The sequence below is a fragment of the Halomonas sp. BN3-1 genome (genome assembly GCF_003056325.1).
Taxonomy (GTDB): domain Bacteria; phylum Pseudomonadota; class Gammaproteobacteria; order Pseudomonadales; family Halomonadaceae; genus Halomonas; species Halomonas litopenaei.
On the sequence record NZ_PYVV01000001.1, the window covers coordinates 589,476 to 611,060 of the forward strand.

The window sequence follows — 21,585 nt, forward strand, 5'->3', positions numbered from 1 at the left end:
ATGGAATTGATCAACCTTTCTGCCATCTGGGCGCTGATCATCGGGTTCGGCGTGATGATGTACATCCTGATGGATGGCTTCGATCTCGGGGTGGGTATCCTCTATCCCTTCGCCCCGGACGAGCACGCCCGGGACGTCATGATGAACTCGGTAGCGCCGATATGGGACGGCAACGAGACCTGGCTGGTACTCGGCGGGGCGGGACTGCTGGCGGCCTTTCCGCTGGTCTATACCATCCTGCTGCCGGCGCTCTATCTTGGGGTCTTCCTGATGTTGGCCGGCCTGATCTTCCGTGGCATCGCCTTCGAGTTCCGCTTCAAGTCGGTACGTAATCGCCACTGGTGGAACCGTGCCTTCTGCTGGGGCTCGATGGTCGCCACCTTCTGTCAGGGGGTCGTGGTCGGCGCCTACATCGAGGGCTTCGAGGTCGCCAACAATGTCTACGTGGGCGGTCCTTTCGACTGGCTGACACCTTTCACCGTGATCACTGGCCTTGCACTGATGGCGGGCTATGCGCTGCTGGGGGCGACCTGGACGATTCTGAAGTCCGAGGGGCAGGTGCAGGAATGGGCCTACCGCATTACGCCCAGGCTGCTGGGACTGGTGCTGGCGGGCTTTGCCGTGATCAGTATCTGGACACCGTTCGTCGACGACTTCGTGCGTGAGCGCTGGTTCGGCCACCTGACACTGTTCTGGGTGTTCCCGGCACTGGCGTTGCTGTGCGCCGCCATGGTGTGGCGTTCGGTGGCCCGTCGCCGCGAGGGCCAGCCGTTCGTGGCTACCCTGGGACTGTTCTTCTTCACCTACCTGGGGCTGGTGGCCAGCAAGTGGCCCTACCTGATCCCGCCGGACATCACCCTGTGGGACGCCGCCTCGGCTCCGGAGAGCCAGCTGTTTCTGCTGCTCGGGGTGCTGTTCGTGATCCCGGTGGTACTGGGCTACACCGCCTGGTCCTACTGGGTGTTCCGCGGCAAGGTAAGAGGGGGCGGCTATCACTAAGTCGTCTGGTGCTGAGTCGCCTCGTTCTGAGTCGCCTCGTTCTGAGCCGCCTCGTTCTGAGTCGTCTCGCGGCGAGGCCACCAGGGCGCGGCGGTGGCTCGACCAGCACACCGGGGCTCAGCGTCGTTCGCTGACCCTGGCCGCGGCCTTCGCGGTGCTGGCAGGACTCGCGGGTGTGGTCCAATGGGTACTGCTGGCCAAGGTGCTGGTACTGGCGATCGAGGGTGACCGTTCCCTGAGCCAGCTTTGGCCCTGGTTAGTCTCTCTACTGGGGCTTATGGCGCTGCGTGCCGGGGCTGGCTTTGCTCAGGAGACCCTGGCCCTGCGAGCCAGCCAGCGCCTTCGTCGCGCGGTACGCCACGAGTTGCTCGAGCATCTGTTTGCGCTGGGACCGGTGCGTGCCGGTCGCCATCACAGTGCCGGCCTGGCCCATCGCCTTGTCGAACAGGTCGAGGCACTGGACGGCTACACCTCACGTTTCTGGGTGCAACTTCGGGTGGTGATGGTGGTGCCGCTGGTCATCTTCGCCATCATCGCCTGGCACAACTGGCTGGCGGCGCTGCTGCTGGCGATCACCGCGCCGCTGATTCCCTTGTTCATGGCGCTGGTGGGCATGGGCGCCGAATCGCTCAATCGCGACCAGTTCGCGGCGGTGACGCGACTGTCCGGGCACTTCGTCGATCGGGTGCGGGGCATCGCCACCATTCGACTGTTCGGTGCCGGCGACAGGGTCACCGACGAGGTTGCCCAGGTCGCCGACGACTATCGCCGGCGCACCCTGAAGCCCTTGCGACTGGCCTTTCTGTCATCGGCGGTGCTCGAATTCTTCTCCTCGGTGGCGATTGCGGCGCTGGCTATCTACATCGGCTTTGGCCTGCTCGGGGATTTGCCGCTGGAGGTGGCCGATTCGCTGACGCTGGCCAGTGGCCTGACCATCCTGCTGCTGGCCCCGGAGTTCTTTCAGCCGCTGCGCACACTGTCCCAGCACTACCACGATCGTGCCTCGGCGCTGGCCGCCGCCCAGGCCCTGACGGAACTGCTCGATGAACCCATCGATCCGTCGCGAGTGTCGCCCGTCTCGGCGCCTGGCGCGACGGAAAGTCCCGCTTCTTCAGTGTTGTCCGGTGGCCAGCTTGTGCGGCTCGAAGGCGCCTGCCTGGATCACCCTGGGCGTGGCCGCGTGCTGGGTCCGCTGGACTTTCGGGTGGACGCCGGTGAAGTGGTGGTGATCAGCGCCCCATCGGGTGCCGGCAAGTCGAGCCTGCTGGCGATGCTGGCGGGGTTTGTCGGGCCTGGCGAGGGCTCGCGCCAATCGGCACCGGGCATCGCCTTTGCCTGGATGGACCAGCGCCCGCTGCTGATCCAGGGCAGCCTCGCCGACAATCTTCGCCTGACGGCGCCGAACGCTGGCGATGACGACCTGCGCACTGCGCTCGAGCAGGCGGGCCTTGAGCCGCTGGTCGCGGCTCTGCCCGAGGGACTCGATACCCGGATCGGCGAAAATGGCCTGGGCCTGTCCGGCGGGCAGGCCCAGCGCCTGGCGCTGGCGCGGGTGTTCCTGAGTGATGCCGCGCTGGTGCTGCTGGACGAGCCGACGGCGAGTCTGGATCGAGAGACCGAAGCGGTACTGATTCGCGGCTTTCGGCGTCTGGCCGGCCAGGGCCGGGCGCTGGTCATCGCCAGCCATCACCCGGCCATCCTGGCCATTGGGGACCGGCGTGTGGAGCTGCTCGATGGGCGAGTCACCGCGAGTGGAAGAGAACAGCAAGAGGTGGCCCATGGCGTCGTCGACTGAGCGCACGGATACGGGATTCGCTGCGGGGATTGCCAGTCTGCGTCCGTGGATCGAGGTGCATGCGTCGTTTCGTCGGCGCCTGGTGCTTGGCGTGGTGCTGATGGTGCTGACCGCGCTGTCGGCGCTGGGGCTGCTGGCGGTGTCGGGTTGGTTCATCACCGCCAGCGCGCTGACCGGCGCGGCCTTGGCCGCGGGTATGGCGGCGACCCTGGACGTCTACACCCCAGGGGCGGGCATTCGTCTGTTTGCGGTATCCCGCACCGTGTCACGCTACGTCGAACGCCTCTACAACCACGACACCATCCTGCGACTGCTGGCACGCCTGAGGGCGCGCTGCTTCTCGGGCCTGGTGGCGATGGACGGCGCCAGCCTCGGGGCAAGGCGATCCGGCGACTGGCTCAACCGTCTGACCGCCGATATCGATACCCTCGACGCGCTTTACCTGCGGCTGCTGGCGCCGGCGGCGATGGCGCTGGTGCTGGGGGCGGTGCTGGTAGCGTTGGTGGCGGTGTGGCTGCCCCAGGCCGCGCTGGTGCTGGGTGTCTTGCTGCTGTTCGGCTGGAGCTGGCTGACCCTCGGACAGGCCCGCCTGGGTCTTGCGGCCTGTCGTCGCCGCGTCGTCGGGCTGGAGCGACTGCGCTCGGCCATGATCGAAACCCTTGGCGGTCTGAGTGAACTCGAATCCTACGGCGCATTGGCGCGCCGCCGTGGCGAGCTTGAAGCCCTCGAGGACGAGCTGCTGGCGGCTCAGTGGCGACTGTCACTGATCACCGGGTTTGGCAATGTTCTGACGACGCTGGTGATGGGGGGCGCCTGGTGGCTTGTATTGATCGGTGGCCTCGCCGCCTTCGGTGGCGGCCAGTTGGGCGCCGCCGTGCTGGTGATGCTGCCGTTGGCCTCGCTGGCCCTGGCCGAGGGGTTGGCAAGTCTGCCCGCCGCCTTCACCCTGGCCGGCGCAAGCCTCGCCGCCGCCGAGCGGCTCAATGCCATCGACCAGCAGCGTGCAGCGCCTGCAAATGTCTCATCAGACACCACCCGAGCTGTTGCAGTGCACGCTGCGCCTCGAAGCGGGACTGCCGAGTGTGGAGGGCTGGAGGTCTGTGCTACGTCGCTGAGTTTTCGTTATCCGCGGGCGCTCGATCAGGCGCTGTCGCCCCTGAGCTTCCGGCTGGCGCCGGGGGAGAGGGCCGCGATCTGTGGCCCCTCCGGCAGTGGCAAGTCGACGCTGCTGGCGCTGCTTGCCGGGGAGCTGCGAGGCCACCAGGGTCGCTTGACCCTGGACGGCCAAGTGGTGGAAGCCCTGGACCCTCAGTGGTTGAGCAGCCAAGTGGGCTGTCTGACCCAGCGGGTGGAGCTGTTCGACGCAAGCCTTGCCGAGAATCTGCGGCTGGGCGCCCCCGAGGCGAGCCCGGAGCGGCTCTGGCAGGCGCTTGTTGCGGTAGACCTGGCCGACTGGGCGCAGGGTCTGCCCGGCGGGCTCGAGACACGCGTGGGGGAAGGGGGGCGACAGCTTTCCGGCGGCCAGGCGCGACGTCTGGGTCTGGCGCGTCTGTGGCTGACCGATCCCGCCCTGGTAGTGCTCGATGAGCCTTTTGCCTCGCTGGATGCGGCCACCGCGCGGCGGGTGGCCGAGGGCATCGGCCCCTGGCTGGCCGGACGCACGGTGCTGATGCTGGTGCACCATCATGATCCCGACTCGCCGTCGCCCGGCATGGAGCACATCCCCAGGGTCATCGAGATGGCGACCGGTACGCCATGGCAAGCCCGGGGCGAATGCGTCACCATGTGAAAGATGACACCTGATTTCTACGGTTCGATGCCACAGGGCCAGACACCATGACCGACGACTTTCTGACCCGCCTGCCCAAGGCGGAACTGCATCTGCACATCGAGGGTACGCTGGAGCCGGAGCTGATGTTTGCGCTGGCCGAGCGTAACGGGGTCAGCCTGCCATACGCCGATATCGAGGCGGCCCGACAGGCTTACGACTTCAGCGACCTGCAGTCCTTTCTCGATCTCTACTATCAGGGCATGAGCGTGCTGGTCCGCGCCCGGGACTTCGAGGACCTGGCGATGGACTACTTCCGGCGCGCCGCCGCCGAGGGGGTGGTGCATATCGAGATGCACGTGGATCCCCAGGCCCACCTGTCCCGTGGCGTGGCGCTGTCCGAGGTGATGGAAGGCCTGACGGCCGCCTGCGCCAAGGCCCGCTCCGAGCTGGATATTTCCACCGCCATGATCCTCGCCTTTCTGCGTGATCAGCCCGCCGCCGATGCCATGCAGCTGCTCGAGGACAGCACGCCCTGGCATGACCACTTCAGTGCCGTGGGGCTGGACAGCGCTGAGCGAGGCAATCCGCCGAGCAAGTTTCATGAGGTCTTTGCCCGGGCGCGGGAGCTGGGCCTTGAGCGCGTGGCCCACGCAGGTGAGGAGGGGCCACCGAGCTATATCCGCGAGGCGTTGGATGAGCTTCAGGTGTGTCGCATCGACCATGGCGTAAGGGCGATCGAGGACATCGAGCTGATGGAGCGGCTGGCCGACGAAGGCACCGTGCTGACGGTGTGTCCGTTGTCCAATGTGCGCCTGAAAGTGGTGGAACGGCTCGAAGATCATGGCCTGCCGGCGCTGATCGACGCAGGACTGGTGGTAACCATCAACTCCGATGACCCGGCCTACTTCGGCGGTGGCATGCGCGATAACTTTGCCGCCTGTCAGCAGGCCTTCGGCTGGTCCAACGAGACCCTCAAGTGGCTGGCCGGCAACGCCATCGAGGCTGCCTTCATGGATGAGGAGAGGAGGCAGGCGCTGAGACAGCGGCTGGTGGAATCCTAGGGCTTGTCTGAAAAGTGCCTGCGCTCGGTAATACGGCGTTAAAAATCGGATCAAAATGCTCATTTACACCCCGTAAACTGCGCTTTCTCACCGATTTTTGCCTTGTCTAACCTTCGCTCGTCGACTTTTCGGACAGCGCCTAGGCCTTGCCGCAAAAGTGCCTGCGTTCGCCGACGTTTCAGACAATGCCGGACGCCGGGACTGGCACGTCAAGCGCCGCCTTGCCCCTTGTCGGGGGAGGCGGCGCTGGCGTTTGCAGGGGGCTATTGGTGGCAGTACTGGTTCGGGGCTGGCCCGGGACTGGATCAGGGCTGGATCAGGGCTGGATCAGGGCTGGATCAGGGCTGGATCAGGGCAGAGCAGGTACCGTGACCACTGGCTGCTCTCCTGTCAGAGCATGCAGGAAACTGACCAGCCGTTCGACGGTCGCTTCATCAAGCTCTCGCTTGAGCATCTGCTCGCCCATGATGGGCACGACGTCTTCAAGCGTCTCGGCCGAGCCGTCGTGAAAGTAGGGGTAGGTCAGGGCGACGTTGCGCAGTGAGGCCGTCCTGAAGGCCTGGCGATCGCTTTCCTCGTTGGTGACCGCGAAGCGCCCGAGATCATCCGATCCCGGCACCTGGATCGGGTGGAACAGGCTGTCGCTGAAGTTGGCGCCGCGGTGACAGCTGATGCACCCGACGTCCACGAAGTCCTTCATGCCTGCCTTCTGCTGATCGGTCAGGGCAGCCTCGTCACCGAGCAGGTAGCGATCCAGCGGAGCATTCGGCGTATTCAGCGTGCGTTCGAAGCTGGCGATGGCGTCGGCCAGGTTGCCGGAGGACAGCGGGGCCTCGTCGGCGGGAAATGCCGTCTGGAACAGTTCGGAATATCCCTCGATGGCTGACAGGCGGGCAAGGGCGCCGTCCAGGTCGTGGGCCATCTCGATGCTGTTCTGGATAGGACCCAACGCCTGGCCTTCCAGGTCGGATTCGCGACCATCCCAGAACTGTGAGCCAAGAAAACCCGAGTTGAGCACGGTGGGGGAGTTGCGTTCTCCCACCTGGCCATCGTGGCCGACCGCCGTCGGCAGTCGATCCGTCCAGGCCAGGGCCGGGTTGTGACAGGAAGCGCAGCTGATGTTGCTGCTCTTTGACAGCCTGGGTTCGAAGAACAGCATCTTGCCAAGCGCTACCTTCTCAGCGGTGAGGCTGTTGTCGGCGGGGATGGGGGGAAGTGAGGGTAGCGGGGTGAAATACTGCCGATAGTCTTGTTGGTCTGCGGATTCGGTGTCTGATGTGGTTGCCGCCGACGCCTGGGAGGCGACGGCCATGCTGCAGGCCAAAAAAGTGCTGGCCAAGAAAGTGCCGGCCAGAACAGGGGGAAGGTAGTTGGGCCAAGGTCGCATCATGTATTCCCTTCGTTGCGTCACGTCACGGTTTGCCGTCTGGGCGGGCGACCTGGGGCTGCCGTTTTTCGGCGAACGGCATGGGGTAAACCAGTATCGGCACAGGTCGACGACGAATCCCGATGCCAAGGCGTGCTTGTTGTCACCAGATGGCACTGTGGCTTGCCCGCGCTGGTATTAGTAATAGGTGATCTTGTGTGTGCAGCGGCCGCTTTTCAGGCAATGGGTGGTGTGGAAAGTTGTTAAGGCATGATGTCGAGGCGAAAGCGTCGGAATTTGAGGTGTTTTCGGCGTGATCGCCGACCGAGGCGAGGAAGCGATTGAACAGGCCGGCGCCGTTTCTTTCAGTGCACTTGGGGGGCGCTTCGGCGCGCCCTTCGCTACCGGCGAAGTGCTCGGTGACACGCAAAAGAGGCGCCCGTCTCTGGTAGAAAGCCCAGGGCGCCTCTTGTTTGGTCTGGCGGGTGGTGTTGCTGATGTTGTGGCTAGAGGGCTGGCGTGCATGAGCCGGCGTGCATCAACGGGCGTGCAACACCAGAAGCCGTGTATCAGCCCTGTTGGCGATTGGCCTCGCGCGCCGCTTCCCTGGCGCGTCGCTTGGCCTCGCGACGCTCTTCCATGCGTGCCACCGCGTCGGCGCCCAGGTGGGCTTCGCCGCGCTCCCGGGCGAGGCGCATCTGGCGCTCGCGCTCGGCGAAGCGGGCCTTCTGCTCGTCGCTCAGACGGTCGTAGCAGCGCGGGCAACAGACGCCTTTCTCGTAGTACTCGCTCTGCTTGTCCTGCTCGGTGATCGGCATGCGGCAGGCGTGGCACTGGTCATAGCGTCCGGGCTTGAGGTCATGGTCGACGGTCACCCTGTCGTCGAACACGAAGCACTCGCCACGCCACAGGGTCTTGTCCCTCGGTACGTCCTCCAGGTACTTCAGGATGCCGCCCTTGAGGTGGTAGACGTCCTCGAATCCCTGCTCCTTGAGGTAGGCGGTGGACTTCTCGCAACGGATGCCGCCGGTGCAGAACATCGCTACCTTCTTGTGGCGACTCGGGTCCAGGGTCTTCTTCACGTACTCGGGGAAGTCGCGAAAGGCGCTGGTGGCCGGATTGACCGCGCCCTCGAAGGTGCCGACCTCGACCTCGTAGTCGTTGCGGGTGTCGATCAGCAGCACCTCGGGGTCCTGGATCAGGTCGTTCCAGTCCTTGGGGTCCACGTAGGTGCCGACGGTATGGCGCGGGTCGATGCCCTCGACGCCCATGGTCACGATCTCGCGCTTGAGCTTGACCTTGGTACGCATGAAGGGCGCACGACGGGTCAGTGACTCCTTGGTGTCGAGCTCGGCCAGGCGTGGGTCGGCGCGCAGCCAGGCGAGCACCGCGTCGATGCCCTGGCGGGTGCCGGCGACGGTGCCATTGATGCCTTCACGGGCCAGCAGCAGGGTGCCGCGCACCTGATGCTCGAGCAGGGTGTCGAGCAGCGGCTCGCGCAGCGCCTCGTAGTCGTCGAGGGTGACGAACTTGTAAAGCGCGCACACCACCAGGGTGTCTGGACCAGAAGTGGCGGTTTCGGTGGCTGTGTCAGGGGGTGAGGTATCGTGACTCATGGTTGTCCTCGTGCGAGCCGGAGCGTAAATCCGGAGCAGCGTTGGCAGCGTGTGGTATTCAAGGCGCGCATTCTAGCGCACTCGCCGAGGAATTTCCCGGCCAGCCATCACCCAGTGCAAGCGCCGGTCGCCGGCGCCTGTCGTCGGGTTCTTCAGGTCTGGCGGCGGTGCTGCAGGCGTCCCCCCGCCCAGGTCTCGTAGATGGCGCGGTCGTCCCCCAGCATCATCAGGGTGAACAGTTCCTCTGCCAGTGACTGGGTGCGCCCCATGCGTCGGGCCAGCAGCGGCGAGGCGAACAGGTCGATGACCACGAAGTCGGCGTCGCGACCGGGGGTCAGGCTGCCGATGCGATCGTCCAGCGACAGCGATACGGCGTTGCCTCGGGTCAGATCATGAAAACCCGCCCAGGCGGTCAGTGGTGTGCCCCTGAGCTGACCGACCTGATAGGCCGCCTTGAGGGTGGCAAGTCCCGACAGGTCGGTACCGGCGCCGATGTCGCTGGCAAGCGTCAGATTCAGCCCCTGGGCCCGGGCGCCGGCCCGGTCAAACAGGCCACTGCCGAGAAACAGGTTGGAGCTGGGACAGAAGGCGATGTTGGCGCTGCGCTCGGCCAGTCGCGCACGCATCTCGTCGTCCAGGTGGATGCCGTGGGCAAAGGTGCTGCGCGGCCCCACCAGCCCGGATTCCTCGTAGACCGCCAGGTAGTCGCGGCTGCCCGGAAACAGCTCGGCCACCCAGTCGAGCTCGCCCAGGTTCTCCGACAGGTGGGTCTGCAGCCACAGGCTCGGATCATTGCGCAGAAGGCCTCCGGCGGCGTCGAGCTGGGCGCGGGTGGAGGTAGGCGCGAAGCGCGGGGTGACGCTGTAGCCGAGACGCGCGGTGCCGTGCCAGTCACTGATCAGGCGCTCGCTGTCGCGGATGCCGCCGTAGGTGTCGTCGGTGAGCGCGTCGGGGGCATGGCGGTCCATCAGTACCTTGCCGGCCAGCATGCACAGGTCGCGGCGTTGGGCCGCACTGAAGAAGGCGTCGGTCGAGGCCGGATGGCTCGAGCAGAACACCTGGGCGGTGGTGGTGCCTACTCGCATCAGTTCGTCGAGGAAGACGTCGGCCATCTGCTCGGCGTGTTCGCGCTGGGCAAAGCGACATTCCTCGGGGAAGGTGTACTCGTTGAGCCAGTCGAGCAGCTGGCGTCCGTAGGAGGCCATGATCTCGAGCTGCACGTAGTGCACATGGCTGTCGATGAAGCCTGGCATCACCAGCTTGTCGCGGTGGTCGATGACGCTGGCGTCGGCGGGCAGGTGGGGGGCGAGCTCGGTATAGTCGCCCACCGCCTGAACGACACCCTCGGCCCACCACAGCACGCCGTCGGCGAAGTAGCTGACGCTGCCCTCGAGCGGGGTGTCGCCGTCGCCGGGATCGGCGTTGAAGCTGAGGATGCGCGCACGCATGACCCAGCTCGATGAGCAGGGGCCGCCAGCGGGACTGGTGGAGGCGCCGGCGGAAGTTCCGGAAAAAGCCTCGGGCGCGGGCGCGGTGCTGGCAGAGGCGTTAGGGGTCTCGGTCATGGGGCACTCTTTATCGGGTCGTCGCTTATAGGGTCGTCGCGTCATCGCACTGTGGCGGTGACCTTGTGGTCATGGGTGGCGACTGGCCTGACGGCTGGCCTGTCGGCTTGATCAGGCGGCTTGATCAGGCGGCTTGATCAGGCGGCTTGATCAGGCGGCAGGCGCGGCGGCCAGGGAGGCAGACACCTGGCGCTACCCGGTCAGACGGGTAAGGCCGGGCCAGGACAGGTTCAGGAAAACAGACGTCGTACCTCTGCGCTTTCCAGGCCGCGCAGCGCGTCGCGACGTGACCCCTCCGGCCTGGGGTTTGCCAGTGGCAGCAGCTCGGCCAGGGCGGCCAGGGCGACGGCGTAGGGCGTCTTGTCGCCGCCGGAGTCGCCGATCGGGCAGCGCACGGCGTCGATGCGATCGTGCGGGATGCCGGCACGCTCCAGTCGCCCGCGGAAGCTGGCCCACTTGCTGCGCGAGCCGATCAGCCCAATCGAGGCCATGTCGCCGCGCCTGAGTAGTGCCTCGACCAGGGCGTAGTCCTCGGCGTGGTCGTGGGTCAGCACCAGCACGTGGCTGCCGGCAGGCAGCGACTCGGCGCTGGTGTTGCAGTCGTCAAGCCGGTGGTGGTGCTGGCCTGGGGCCGGGTCGAGCACGCTGAAGGCGTCCTCGCGGCTATCGTACCAGTCGAGTCGCCAGCCAAGCGGCGCCGCCAATGAGGCCACCGCGCGGCCGACGTGGCCGGCGCCGAACAGCGCCAGGCGCGTGGCCGTACCGAGATCCGTTTCCAGCAGCACATTGACGAAGCCGCCGCAGCACTGGCCACTGCGGCCACCCAGCGAAAAGGCCTCCAGGCTGAGGCCGGCCTCGCCGCGCTCGAGGCGTTCTCGGGCGCAGGCGATCAGCTGCCATTCAAAGGTGCCGCCGCCCAGGGTGTCGATGATGGCGTCGGCGGTGATCACCATCCTGGCGCCAGGCTCACGCGGGGTCGACCCCTGGCTGGTCACCTGGGTGGCCAGCACATGGGGCAGGCCAGCGCGCCTGAGGCGGGCCAGGGCGTCGTACCAGCGCTCGCCGCTCATGGGGTGCCTCCTGCGCGACTCTCATTCACCCGGCGTGCCGCCGCCATGACCCGCTCTGGTGTTGCCGGGGTGTCCAGCCGTACCGCCTGGCGGTAGTCGGTGAGGCTCGCCAGGGCGTCGCGCAGCGCGCACCACACCGACATCCCCAGCATGAAGGGCGGCTCACCGACCGCCTTGGAGCGGTAGATGCTGGCCATGGAATTGGGGTGGCCCTGCATCAGCTCGACGTTGAAGGTGGCCGGCAGATCACCGTAGGCGGGGATCTTGTAGGTGGCCGGGCCGAACGAGGTCAACTGGCCCCGCTCGTTCCACTTCAGTTCCTCGCTGGTCAGCCACCCCATGCCCTGGATAAAGCCGCCTTCCACCTGGCCCACGTCGATGGCCGGATTGAGCGAGTCGCCCACGTCGTGGAGGATGTCGACCCGATCCACCTGGTACTCGCCGGTGAGGGTGTCCAGTGCCACCTCGGCGACGGCGGCGCCATAGGCGAAGTAGTAAAAGGGGCGTCCGCTGCCGCTGGCCCGGTCGTAGTGGATCAACGGCGTTGCGTAGAAGCCTTTCTCGGACAGCGACACCCGACCCAGGTAGGCGTCCTGGATCAGCTCGCCCCAAGCGATACGTCGTTCGCTGCCACCGATGCCGGCGATCAGCTCGCCCTGTTCCAGACGCATGTCCTGACGGTCGAGCTGGTAGCGTTCGGCGGCGAAGTCGAACAGCCGCGATTTCAGCCTGCTGGCTGCGTCGCGGGCCGCCTGGCCGTTCAGGTCGGCGCCGCTCGAGGCCGCCGTAGGCGAGGTGTTGGGTACCTTGTCGGTACGGCTGGCGCTGATGCGCACCGCTTCGAGATCGAGCCCCAGCTCGCGGGCGACCACCTGGCACACCTTGGTGTGCAGGCCCTGGCCCATCTCGATGCCGCCGTGATTGATCATCACGCTGCCGTCGGTGTAGACGTGCAGCAGGGCACCGGCCTGGTTGAGGTGCTGGGCGGTGAAGGAGATGCCGAATTTCACCGGGGTCAGCGCCAGGCCTCTGCGGATGACCGGGCTGTCGGCGTTGAACTCGGTGATCGCCTGGCGCCGGGACCAGTAGTCGCTCGAGGTCTCGAGCCGCTCGATCAGGTCATGCAGCAGCGTGATCTGGTCCACCGTCTGGCCATAGTGGGTCTGGTCGCGGCCTTGGCGATACAGGTTGCGCTTGCGCACCGTCAGGGGATCCTCGCCCACGCGGCGGGCGATGTCCTCCATGGCGGCTTCGATCACCATCATGCCCTGGGGACCACCGAAGCCACGAAAGGCGGTGTTTGACGCGGTGCTGGTACGGGCGCGATGACCGGTGACCCGAGCCTGGCCCAGCGAATAGGCGTTGTCGGCGTGGAACATGGCGCGGTCGACGATGGCTTCGGACAGATCCGGCGAGTATCCGCAGTCGCCGATGACGGTGATGTCACCGCCCTGGATCACGCCCTGTTCATCGACACCGAGACGATAGCGGTTGTGGAAGGGGTGGCGCTTGCCGGTGACCTTCATGTCCTCGGCCCGGGGCAGGCGAACACGGCAGCTCTTGCCGGTGCGTCGGGCGATCAGCGCCGCCAGGCAGGCCCAGGGCGAGGCCTGGGTCTCCTTGCCGCCGAAGCCGCCGCCCATGCGGCGCACCTCCACGGTGACCGCGTGGAAAGGGATGCCCAGCACCTCGGCGATCAGCTTCTGGGTCTCGCTGGGGTGCTGATTGGAGGTGTGGACCATCACGCCTTCGTCTTCGGTGGGGTGGACCACGCAGGCCTGCCCCTCCAGATAGAAGTGCTCCTGGCCACCGACGAACTGCTCGTCCTCGATGACGTGTGTCGCGCCGGCCAGGGCGGCCTCCCAGTCACCGCTTTGCTGGCGGTGGGTCGGGCGCACCACGTCGCCGGCCTCGGCGGCGGCCACTGGGTCGAGGCTCGCCTCGACCTCATCGATCTCCAGGCGCGCCTTCTTGACCGCCTGACGCGCCGCACGATGGCTGGTGGCGGCGACGCAGAAGATCACCTGACCGGCGTAGAGTACCTCGCCGTCGGCCATGATCGGATCGCCGGGAAAGACCGGGCCGATATCGGTGTGGCCCGGGACGTCGGCGACGCTGATCACGTCGACCACGCCCGGGGCGCTGCGCACGGCGGACAGGTCCAGCCCGGTGATGCGTCCGCTGGCGACCGGCGAGAGTCCCACCGCCAGGTGCAGCGCGTCCGCCGGCAGCGCCAGGTCGTCGATGTAGGCGGCGCGCCCGGTGACGTGCTTGACCGCGCTTTCGTGGCGTGCGGCGCTGCCCGAGAAGCCCTTGGCCGCCGGCGCTTGGCGGGGAGTATCGGCAGTGTCGCTGGCCGCGGAGGCGGGTGTGGTCAGATCAGTGAGCGTACGCATGGAGCATCACCTCCTGGGTCGGGTGCTGAGAGTCCTGGGATGCCGCGTCGGCGACGACCAGGCGCAGGCGTTCGATCAGTGCAGCGGCGGCGTGCCGACGATAGTCGCTGCTGCCACGCACATCGCTCATGGGCTGAAAGTCTTCGGCCAGTGCATCGATGGCGGCGGCGAACCGCTCGGGTGAAGGGGCATGGCCTTCCAGTGCCGCCTCGGCGCCGGTTGCCCGGGCCGGGATCGCAGCCATGCCGCCGAAGGCCAGGCGGACCTCGGCCAGGGCGCCGTCCTTCAGGGCCCAGCTAAAGGCACCGAGTACCGCCGAGATGTCGTCCTCACGCCGTTTTGACAGTTTCCAGACCTTGAGCTGGCGGTCAGCTGCCAGCGTCGGCAGGAAGATCGCTTCCAGGCACTCGTCCGGCGCCAGGGCGGTCTTCTTGTAGTCGATGAAGAAGTCCGCCGCGGCGAGTTCGCGACTGCCGCCGGGTCCGGTCAGGCGCAGGCAGGCGTCGAGTGCCAGCAGTACCGGTGGGGTGTCGCCGATGGGCGAGGCGTTGGCCACGTTGCCACCCAGGGTGCCGCGGTTGCGCACCTGACCAGAGCCCAGTCGATGCAGGAGGTGATGGAAGGCGGGATAGCGCTCGGCAAACAGCGGTTCCAGTTGCGTGTAGGTGACGGCGGCACCGACCCACATCCCTGGTCGACCGCTGGCGTCGTGGCCCGCTTCCAGCACCTTGAGCTGTTCTACCCGGGTGACATCGATGACCTCGGCGAAGTCCGCCAGATTCTGGGTGACTTCGAGCCAGAGATCGGTGCCGCCGGCCACCAGGCGGGCGTCGGGGTGGCGGGCGCGCAGTTCGACCAGCTCATCGAGGCGGCGCGGCTGGTAGAAGCCGCTGTGGGTAGCAGGCTCACCCACATTGGTGGCAAGCGTTTGGGCAAGGGCGTCATCGTCGAGCCATTCGGGCCGGAAGCCCGGGGTGTCGCCCATGGCCAGGGCGGCGTCGCGGATCGGGCGATAGCCGGTGCAGCGACACAGGTTGCCGCCCAGCGCCGCTTCCAGTCGCTCAGGCGTCAGTGGCGCGGGCCGCGCGCGGTCATCTTCATGAAGGGTGAACAGCGACATGACGATACCCGGGGTGCAGAAGCCGCATTGGCTGCCGTGGTGTTCCACCATGGCGGCCTGGCAAGGATGCAGCTCGTCCCCCCGGGACAACCCCTCGACGGTGACCAGGTGGCGTCCATTGAGCTGGTGGGCCGGCATGATGCAGGCGTTGGCGCTGTGATAGCGCAGGTTGCCGTCGGCATCGGGCTCGCCGATCGCCACGGTGCAGGCACCGCAGTCGCCGGAGGCGCAGCCTTCCTTGGTGCCGGTCTGGTTGAGGCGCTCGCGCAGCAGGTCGAGCACGCTGAGGTGGGCCTCGGCGTCGACGCGCCGTGGCCGCCCGTTGAGGAAGAACTCGATCATGGTCAGGTCCGCTTATGTTGTCGTTGTCGTCGTTGATGTCCTGGTCGATGTCCTGGTTGCTGTCTGAGCCGAGTGGTTGTCAGCGAGTCGGTACCAAAGGGCATCGCCATGGCAAGGGGGTAACTTCATTCTTGACCAATCGGTCAGCTTCTTCAAGTCACGCCGTTGAGTTTTTTTCGCTGCCCGCCGCGTGTTCCTGTCGGCGACCACGGCAGAGGCCGCAAAAGCTGCCCCTCACAGCCGCTGTCGCGCCAGGCTAGCCGCTTTGCCCAATTGCCAGAGCGGTGGGGTTCAGGCACTCTTTTCCTCCTTGCCGACCCACCTGCAACCGGCGGTGGCGGGCGATTCGACGACCGGGATAACCATGGGCTCACAGCTTGATGACACGGCGCTGAAGGCGCCGCTGGAGGCGGAGGCTGGTGCCATTCGCCAGCGTAACGAACGCGACATACTCGACGCCGCCGAGCGAGTGTTTTCGCGTCACGGCTATCGGGGCGCCAGCCTGAAGCTGATTGCCGAGGAAGCCGGGCTGCCCAAGTCCAATGTGCTCTACTACATGGGCAGCAAGAAGGCGCTGTACGTTCGCCTGCTGGAAGGGGTGATGGAGCGCTGGAACATGATGCTCGACGATATCTCGGTGGATGATGATCCCGCCGAGGTGCTCAGTGCCTTTATCCGCTCGAAGATGGAGATGTCTCGCCGCCACCCCGAGGCCTCGCGCCTGTTTGCCGGCGAGATCCTTCAGGGCGCCCCCTTTCTGCAGGACTATCTGCGTGGCGAGCTGCGTGACTGGGTCGAAAGCCGTGCCGAGGTGTTTCGTCAGTGGGCCGAGCGCGGCCTGATGGACCCGGTGGACCCGGTATCACTGATCTTCCTGATCTGGTCGGCGACCCAGCACTACGCAGACTTTCAAAGCCAGGTCGCCGGCATCACCGGCCACGACGACTTCACCGATGACGATATGCAGCGGGTCACCGATTTTCTGACCCAGGTGGTCTTGAAGGGCTGCGGGGTGGTGTCGGCGCCACGGGGCTGAGGCCCGGTGGCGCTTGCTTACCCTATTGCGCCGTCACCAGCATGATCGCGGACAGCACCGCGGACACCCACATGGCGGGTTTGATCTCGGTGAACTTGCCGGTGGCCAGCTTGATCAGCACGAAGCTCATGAAGCCGAAGGCGATGCCCAGGGTGATCGAGTAGGTCAACGGCATCAGGATGATCGCCAGAAAGGCAGGAAAGGCCTCCTCGAAGCGTCCCCAGTCGATCTTGCCCACCGGGGCCATCATGAACAGCCCCACCAGCACCAGCGCCGGCGAAGTGGCGATGCCCGGCACCAGCGACAGCAGCGGCGACAGGAACAGAAACGGCAGGAACAGCAGCGCGATCACCAGCGCGGTCAGGCCGGTGCGCCCGCCCTGGGCGACCCCTGCGCCGGACTCGATAAAGGTCTGGGCGGCGCTGGTGCCCAGCGGAGCGGCGATCATCGAGGCGAAGGCGTCCACCGTCATCGAGCGCTTGAGGTTGCGCGGGTTGCCCTTGGCGTCCTTGAGCCCCGCGGATTCCGACAGCGCCATGAAGCACGACAGCGCATCGAAGAAGTTGGTGAACAGCATCACGAAGATAAAGGGCAGGTAAGCGACCTTGAGAGCCCCCAGTACGTCGACCTGACCCAGCGCCGAGAAGTCCGGCCAGGCGGCCAGTCCCTGCCATGCCACGACCACCTCGTCACCCCACAGACGCCCCATCGGAGCGGCCAGCAGGGTGGTGGTGGCGATGCCGAGGATCAGGGCACCGTTGAAGCCGCGGATGACCAGCACGGCGGTCACGATCAGTCCGATGAAGAAGGTGGCGAGACTTGCGTCCAGGCTGCCCAGGCTCACCAGGGTGGCGGGGCTTGCCACGATGAAGCCGGCGTTCTTGAGCCCGATAAAGGTGATGAACAGGCCGATACCGCAGGTGATGGCGTAGCGCAGCGACGGCGGAATGGCGTCGATGATCGCCTCGCGGACGTTGAACATGGCCAGTACGGCGAACATCACACCGGACCAGAACACGCATCCGAGTGCGACCTCCCAGGACAGGCCCGCCCCCAGTACCAGGGTGTAGGTGAACAGGGCGTTCATGCCCATGCCGGGCGCCACCAGGATGGGGTTGCGCGCGTACAGCGCCATGGCCAGGCTGCTCAGAAAGCTGATGACCACTGTGGCCGACAGCGCCGCCGAGAAGGGAATGCCGGCGTCCGACAACACCGCTGGATTGACCACGATGATGTACATGCCCGCCAGAAAGGTGGCGATCCCGGCCAGCAGTTCGGTCTTCAGCGAACTGCCCCGGCGGCTGACGTTGAAGTAGCGATCCAGCCAGGCAAGCCGGCCGACGGCGTCCTGGCTGGTTTGATCCGGAGTACCGTCGTCGCCGTCAGGGCGACTCGCGCTGGCTGCCGGATGACGGTCGCGCGGTGAAAGCGTGGACGTGGTCTCGCTCATCTCAGGGTCCTCTTGTCGTTGTAGTGGCCGCTGTCGATTGTCTGGGCGATGCCGCGACGGGCGTCGCGCTTAAAAAACCTGACCTTTCGGTCAGCTTGAAGAGCGTAGACAAAAACGTCATCTACTGGCAACAAAATGTTGTTGCTGGTGTATACAAGTCGGGCCTCGGGCGGGGACGCTGCCGCCGGGCCATGGGGCAGCGGCGTGCTATCATCGGCGGCGCATTGCTGCCTTGCTTGTGCAGTCCAGTCCAGTCCAGTCCAGTCCAGTGCAGCCCAGTCCCGTCCCGACCCGCCCGAGGAGCCCCCGAGCCGATGTCTTCACCGCCCAGCCTGCCCATCGACGCCCGACTGCCTCAGCTCACCGCAGCGCTCGAACAGCACAACCGGGCGCTGCTGGTGGCCGAGCCCGGGGCCGGCAAGACCACTCGGGTACCGCTGGCCCTGCTGGACTGTGACTGGTGCGGTGGCGACGATGGTCGTGGGCGTCTGCTGCTGCTGGAGCCTCGTCGGGTGGCGGCGCGTCTGGCGGCGGGCCACATGGCCGAGCTGCTGGGCGAGCGGCCGGGCGAGACGGTGGGATACCGCATGCGTGGCGAGAGCCGGGTCGGCCCGACGACTCGCCTCGAAGTCGTCACCCAGGGCGTGCTGTCGCGCATGCTGCAGCACGACCCCATGCTGGAGGGGGTCACCGGCATCCTCTTCGACGAGTTCCATGAACGCAGTCTGGAGGCCGACCTGGGGCTGGCGCTGGCCCTCGACGTCCAGCAGGGGCTGCGCGAGGACCTGCGCCTGGTGGTGATGTCCGCCACCCTGGACGTGGCCGCCATGCAAGGCGTGCTGGGGCAGGACGTGGCGGTGATCGAGTGCCCGGGGCGGCAGTATCCGGTCCAGACGCTGTATCGGCAGCTGTCCCAGCGCGCCTCGGCGGAAGAGCAGCAGGGCCGGGTGGTCATGGAGGCGCTGCAGGCGTCCGATCCTGTGTCCCATGGCGGAGATGACAATGCCAGGGGTGGTGGTGATCCTGCCGGTGACGTGCTGGTGATCCTGCCTGGGGTTGCCGAAATCGAACGTCTCGGGCGCTGGCTGGGCGAGCGGCTGGAGGCTATCGCGGTACTGCCGCTGCATGGACGCTTGCCGCTCGAGCAGCAGCGCGCTGCCCTTCGTCCTGACCCGAACGGCCGGCGCAGGGTGGTGCTGGCCACCGCCATCGCCGAGTCCAGCGTCACCGTGGATGGCGTGCGCAGCGTGGTCGATGCCGGACTGGAGCGGGTGCCGGTGTTCAGCCCGCGTACCGGGCTTTCGCGTCTCGAGACCCGCCGTGTCAACCGAGCCAGCGCCGATCAGCGGCGTGGGCGGGCAGGGCGCCAGGGGCCTGGACGCTGCTATCGGCTGTGGGCGGAAGAGCAGCCGCTGCCGCCCCACGCCGAGCCGGAGATCCACCAGGCAGACCTGTCCGGCCTGGCCTTCGAACTCGCGCGCTGGGGCGTCAAGGACGTGTCCGCGCTTGCCTGGGTGACTTCGCCAGGGACAGCGGCCCTGGATAGCGGGCGTCGGCTGCTGCAGTCCCTCGGGCTGGTCGAGCCTGACGGCGGCTTGACCGCGCTGGGCCGGGCAGCCGGACGCTGGCCGGTGCATCCCCGGCTCGCCGCCATGCTGGAGCGAGCCAGCCGCGCCGGCGAGGCGTCGCTGGCCCTGGCCTGCGCCCTGGTTGCCTGGCTCGAGGGTCGTCAGGGCGCCTCGCGGGAGCCGGATCTGGAGCGGGTGTTCGTACCGCTGTTGTCGTCGCCGAGGCCAGACCCTGCCTGGCAGCGGGAGGCCCGGCGACTGTGCAAGCGCGCCGGGGTGGCGCTGGACAAGGCCCGTATGGGCGAGCCGCGTGGGACAGGCGAGCCGGGCGCCTCAATAATCCTGGGCGAGCTTCTGCTCTGTGCCTACCCCGACCGTGTCGCTCAGCACCTTTCGCCCGGACGCTTTCGCCTGCGTGGCGGTGGCCTGGTGACGCTGGCAAGCGATCACCCCCTGGCCCATGCGCCCCTGCTGGTCGCGGTGGACCTGGACGGCCGCCAGCGTGAGGCCCGGCTCTACCGTGGCGTACGGATCGAGGAGGCGGCGCTGCTGGCGCATTTTCCTGAACTTGGCGACTGGACCGAGCGGGTCGCCTGGAACGCATCGGCGGGACGCTTGGAAGGCGAGCGAGTACGCGCCCTCGATGCCGTGGTGCTGGAGCGCAAGCCCCTGGCAGGACCGCCGAGTCGAGAGGCCAGGCATAGGGCGCTGCTCGACGCCCTGGGGCAGCGCGAGGCGCTGCCGCTGGACGAGGCGGCAGAACAGCTCAGAAGACGGGTAGCGCTGTTGCGACGGACGCATGATCCCCAGTGGCCGGAGCTTGACGACGCCAGCCTGATGGCCGAGCTCGAGGACTGGCTCGGTCCGCATCTGGACGGCCTGTCGCGGCTCGATCAGGTGCTGGCGCTGCCCTGGGAACGGCTGTTGCGCGAACGTCTGCCGTGGCCGTTGGCGGGCCAGCTGGACGAGCTGGCACCGCGACGGCTGGCGCTGCCAAGCGGTGACAGCGCGGCCTTGCGCTATGAGCGTGAGGTCGACGACGGCGACGAGCACGGCACGCGTATCGTGCCGGTGCTGGCCGCCAAATTGCAGGCCCTGTTCGGTTGCGAAGCCACACCCTGTATCGTCGACGGGCGGGTGCCGGTACGCCTGGAATTGCTGTCCCCGGCGCGGCGGCCGCTGGCGACGACCATGGACCTTCGAAGCTTCTGGCACAACGTCTACCCCGAGGTGCGCAAGGAGAACCGCGGCCGCTACCCCAAGCACCCCTGGCCAGAAGATCCGCTTGCCGCCGAGGCGACCATGCGCACCAAGCGGCGCGGGCGCTGAGCGGGCCCTGAGCGGGCCCTGAGCGGGCGCTGTCGCCCGGGAGATTGTCCCCGGCCGGGAACCGGCGTTGACAGCCACGAAGGAGGGGGCGACCATCGCCAGCCTTGTCAGGCTCCTGGAAGAATCACGCTCATGGGAAAGACCCTTACGCCGGAACAACTGCAGGCGCTGGTCGAGAGGCTGGATCGCGAGGCTCGTCAGGCTGGCGAGTGGGGCCAGGTGGCAAGCTATATCCCCGAACTTGCCTGCGTCGATCCCCGTCAGTTCGCCATCAGTGTGTGCACCGTGGATGGACAGGAGTTTCATGCCGGCGACGCCGCCAAGGCCTTTTCGATCCAGAGCGTGTCGAAGGTCTTCACCCTGGCGCTGGCGCTGGGGCGTCACGGCGATGGTCTTTGGCAGCGGGTCGGGCGCGAGCCATCGGGCCGGGCCTTCAACTCCATCGTCCAGCTGGAGGTGGAAGAGGGCATTCCCCGCAATCCCTTCATCAACGCCGGGGCGATTGTCACCACCGACGCGGTACTCGGGTGCAATGCGCCGCGCGATACCCTCGGCGAGATTCTGCGCTTTCTGCGCGAGGCCTCCGGCGACGAGGACATCCACATCAACGAGCAGGTGGCGCGCTCCGAGCATGCCACCGGGGATCGCAACTTCTCCCTGGCCTACTTCCTGCGTTCCTGCGGCAACCTGACCAACGACTGTGACCGGGTGCTGGGCACCTACTTCCATCACTGCGCCATCGAGATGTCCACCGCCCAGCTCGCCAGGGCCACACGCTTTCTGTGTGGTGGCTTCGAGGGCCAGCGCATGATCGGGCTCGAGCGGGTACGGGCGATCAATGCGTTGATGATGACCTGCGGCCACTACGATGGCTCGGGGGACTTCGCCTATCGGGTCGGCTTCCCGGGCAAGAGCGGTGTCGGGGGCGGGATCATGGCGGTGGTGCCCAATGTGGCCTCGATCGCGGTGTGGTCGCCGGGCCTGGATCGCTACGGCAATTCGCTCAAGGGCACCGCTGCCCTGGAAGGGCTGTCCAAGGCCACCGGCTGGTCGGTATTTGCGTGAGGCCGCTACAGGTCGGCAGTCTGTTTAAAGCGTTGC

14 protein-coding genes are annotated in these 21,585 nt (G+C 66.8%); 7 read left to right on the forward strand and 7 right to left on the reverse strand.

Features of this window, described 5'->3' with window-relative positions; all coding sequences use genetic code 11:
- From cydB to C9F12_RS02415, 4 genes are all read left to right on the forward strand, one after another.
- Entirely contained in the window at positions 1-999 is a 999-nt protein-coding gene (gene cydB / locus C9F12_RS02400) for a cytochrome d ubiquinol oxidase subunit II (protein WP_108133771.1), read from the forward strand.
- A 130-nt stretch (positions 1,000-1,129) separates the two neighbouring features.
- Positions 1,130-2,794: a thiol reductant ABC exporter subunit CydD gene (cydD, locus tag C9F12_RS02405; RefSeq protein ID WP_108447841.1), complete on the forward strand. Its 1,665-nt coding sequence runs from the start codon at positions 1,130-1,132 to the stop codon at positions 2,792-2,794.
- On the forward strand, positions 2,778-4,583 hold the full coding sequence (gene cydC, locus C9F12_RS02410; protein ID WP_108447842.1) for a thiol reductant ABC exporter subunit CydC: 1,806 nt from the start codon (positions 2,778-2,780) through the stop codon (positions 4,581-4,583). The genes cydD and cydC overlap by 17 nt, the downstream gene beginning before the upstream one ends.
- Positions 4,584-4,630: 47 nt before the next feature.
- Positions 4,631-5,626 (forward strand): adenosine deaminase, encoded by a 996-nt coding sequence (locus tag C9F12_RS02415; protein ID WP_108447843.1) that lies wholly within the window; start codon positions 4,631-4,633, stop codon positions 5,624-5,626.
- A 349-nt stretch (positions 5,627-5,975) separates the two neighbouring features.
- On the opposite strand, the gene C9F12_RS02420 is transcribed toward C9F12_RS02415, so the two are convergent.
- The 6 genes from C9F12_RS02420 to xdhA all read right to left on the reverse strand — a co-directional run bounded on the left by C9F12_RS02420 (position 5,976) and on the right by xdhA (position 15,101).
- Complete coding sequence (locus C9F12_RS02420) at positions 5,976-6,938, reverse strand: cytochrome-c peroxidase (protein WP_108447987.1); 963 nt, start codon at positions 6,936-6,938, stop codon at positions 5,976-5,978.
- A 623-nt stretch (positions 6,939-7,561) separates the two neighbouring features.
- Positions 7,562-8,608, reverse strand: a complete 1,047-nt coding sequence (locus tag C9F12_RS02425; RefSeq protein ID WP_108447844.1) for a rhodanese-related sulfurtransferase — start codon at positions 8,606-8,608, stop codon at positions 7,562-7,564.
- A gap of 152 nt (positions 8,609-8,760) precedes the next feature.
- Positions 8,761-10,056, reverse strand: a complete 1,296-nt coding sequence (guaD, locus tag C9F12_RS02430; RefSeq protein ID WP_108447845.1) for a guanine deaminase — start codon at positions 10,054-10,056, stop codon at positions 8,761-8,763.
- A gap of 347 nt (positions 10,057-10,403) precedes the next feature.
- Positions 10,404-11,243 carry a xanthine dehydrogenase accessory protein XdhC gene (gene xdhC, locus C9F12_RS02435; RefSeq protein WP_108447846.1) on the reverse strand — a complete coding sequence of 280 codons (840 nt, stop codon included), beginning with the start codon at positions 11,241-11,243 and terminating at the stop codon, positions 10,404-10,406.
- Positions 11,240-13,639, reverse strand: a complete 2,400-nt coding sequence (gene xdhB / locus C9F12_RS02440) for a xanthine dehydrogenase molybdopterin binding subunit (RefSeq protein WP_108447847.1) — start codon at positions 13,637-13,639, stop codon at positions 11,240-11,242. The genes xdhC and xdhB overlap by 4 nt, the downstream gene beginning before the upstream one ends.
- The gene (xdhA, locus tag C9F12_RS02445) at positions 13,623-15,101 is read right to left on the reverse strand and encodes a xanthine dehydrogenase small subunit (protein WP_108447848.1); all 1,479 of its coding nucleotides are present in this window, start codon (positions 15,099-15,101) and stop codon (positions 13,623-13,625) included. Before xdhA ends, xdhB begins: the two co-directional genes overlap by 17 nt.
- A 364-nt stretch (positions 15,102-15,465) precedes the next feature.
- Between xdhA and C9F12_RS02450 the strand changes: the two genes are divergently transcribed.
- A complete protein-coding gene (locus C9F12_RS02450) occupies positions 15,466-16,137 on the forward strand; it encodes a TetR/AcrR family transcriptional regulator (RefSeq protein ID WP_108447849.1) in 672 nt (223 codons plus the stop codon).
- A gap of 22 nt (positions 16,138-16,159) precedes the next feature.
- Here the strand turns inward: C9F12_RS02450 and C9F12_RS02455 are convergent, their stop codons facing one another.
- Entirely contained in the window at positions 16,160-17,587 is a 1,428-nt protein-coding gene (locus tag C9F12_RS02455; protein ID WP_240184142.1) for an NCS2 family permease, read from the reverse strand.
- A 314-nt stretch (positions 17,588-17,901) separates the two neighbouring features.
- Between C9F12_RS02455 and hrpB the strand changes: the two genes are divergently transcribed.
- Complete coding sequence (gene hrpB / locus C9F12_RS02460; protein WP_108447850.1) at positions 17,902-20,484, forward strand: ATP-dependent helicase HrpB; 2,583 nt, start codon at positions 17,902-17,904, stop codon at positions 20,482-20,484.
- Positions 20,485-20,616: 132 nt separating this feature from the next.
- Positions 20,617-21,549, forward strand: a complete 933-nt coding sequence (locus C9F12_RS02465) for a glutaminase (RefSeq protein ID WP_205254609.1) — start codon at positions 20,617-20,619, stop codon at positions 21,547-21,549.
- Positions 21,550-21,585 lie beyond the last annotated feature (36 nt).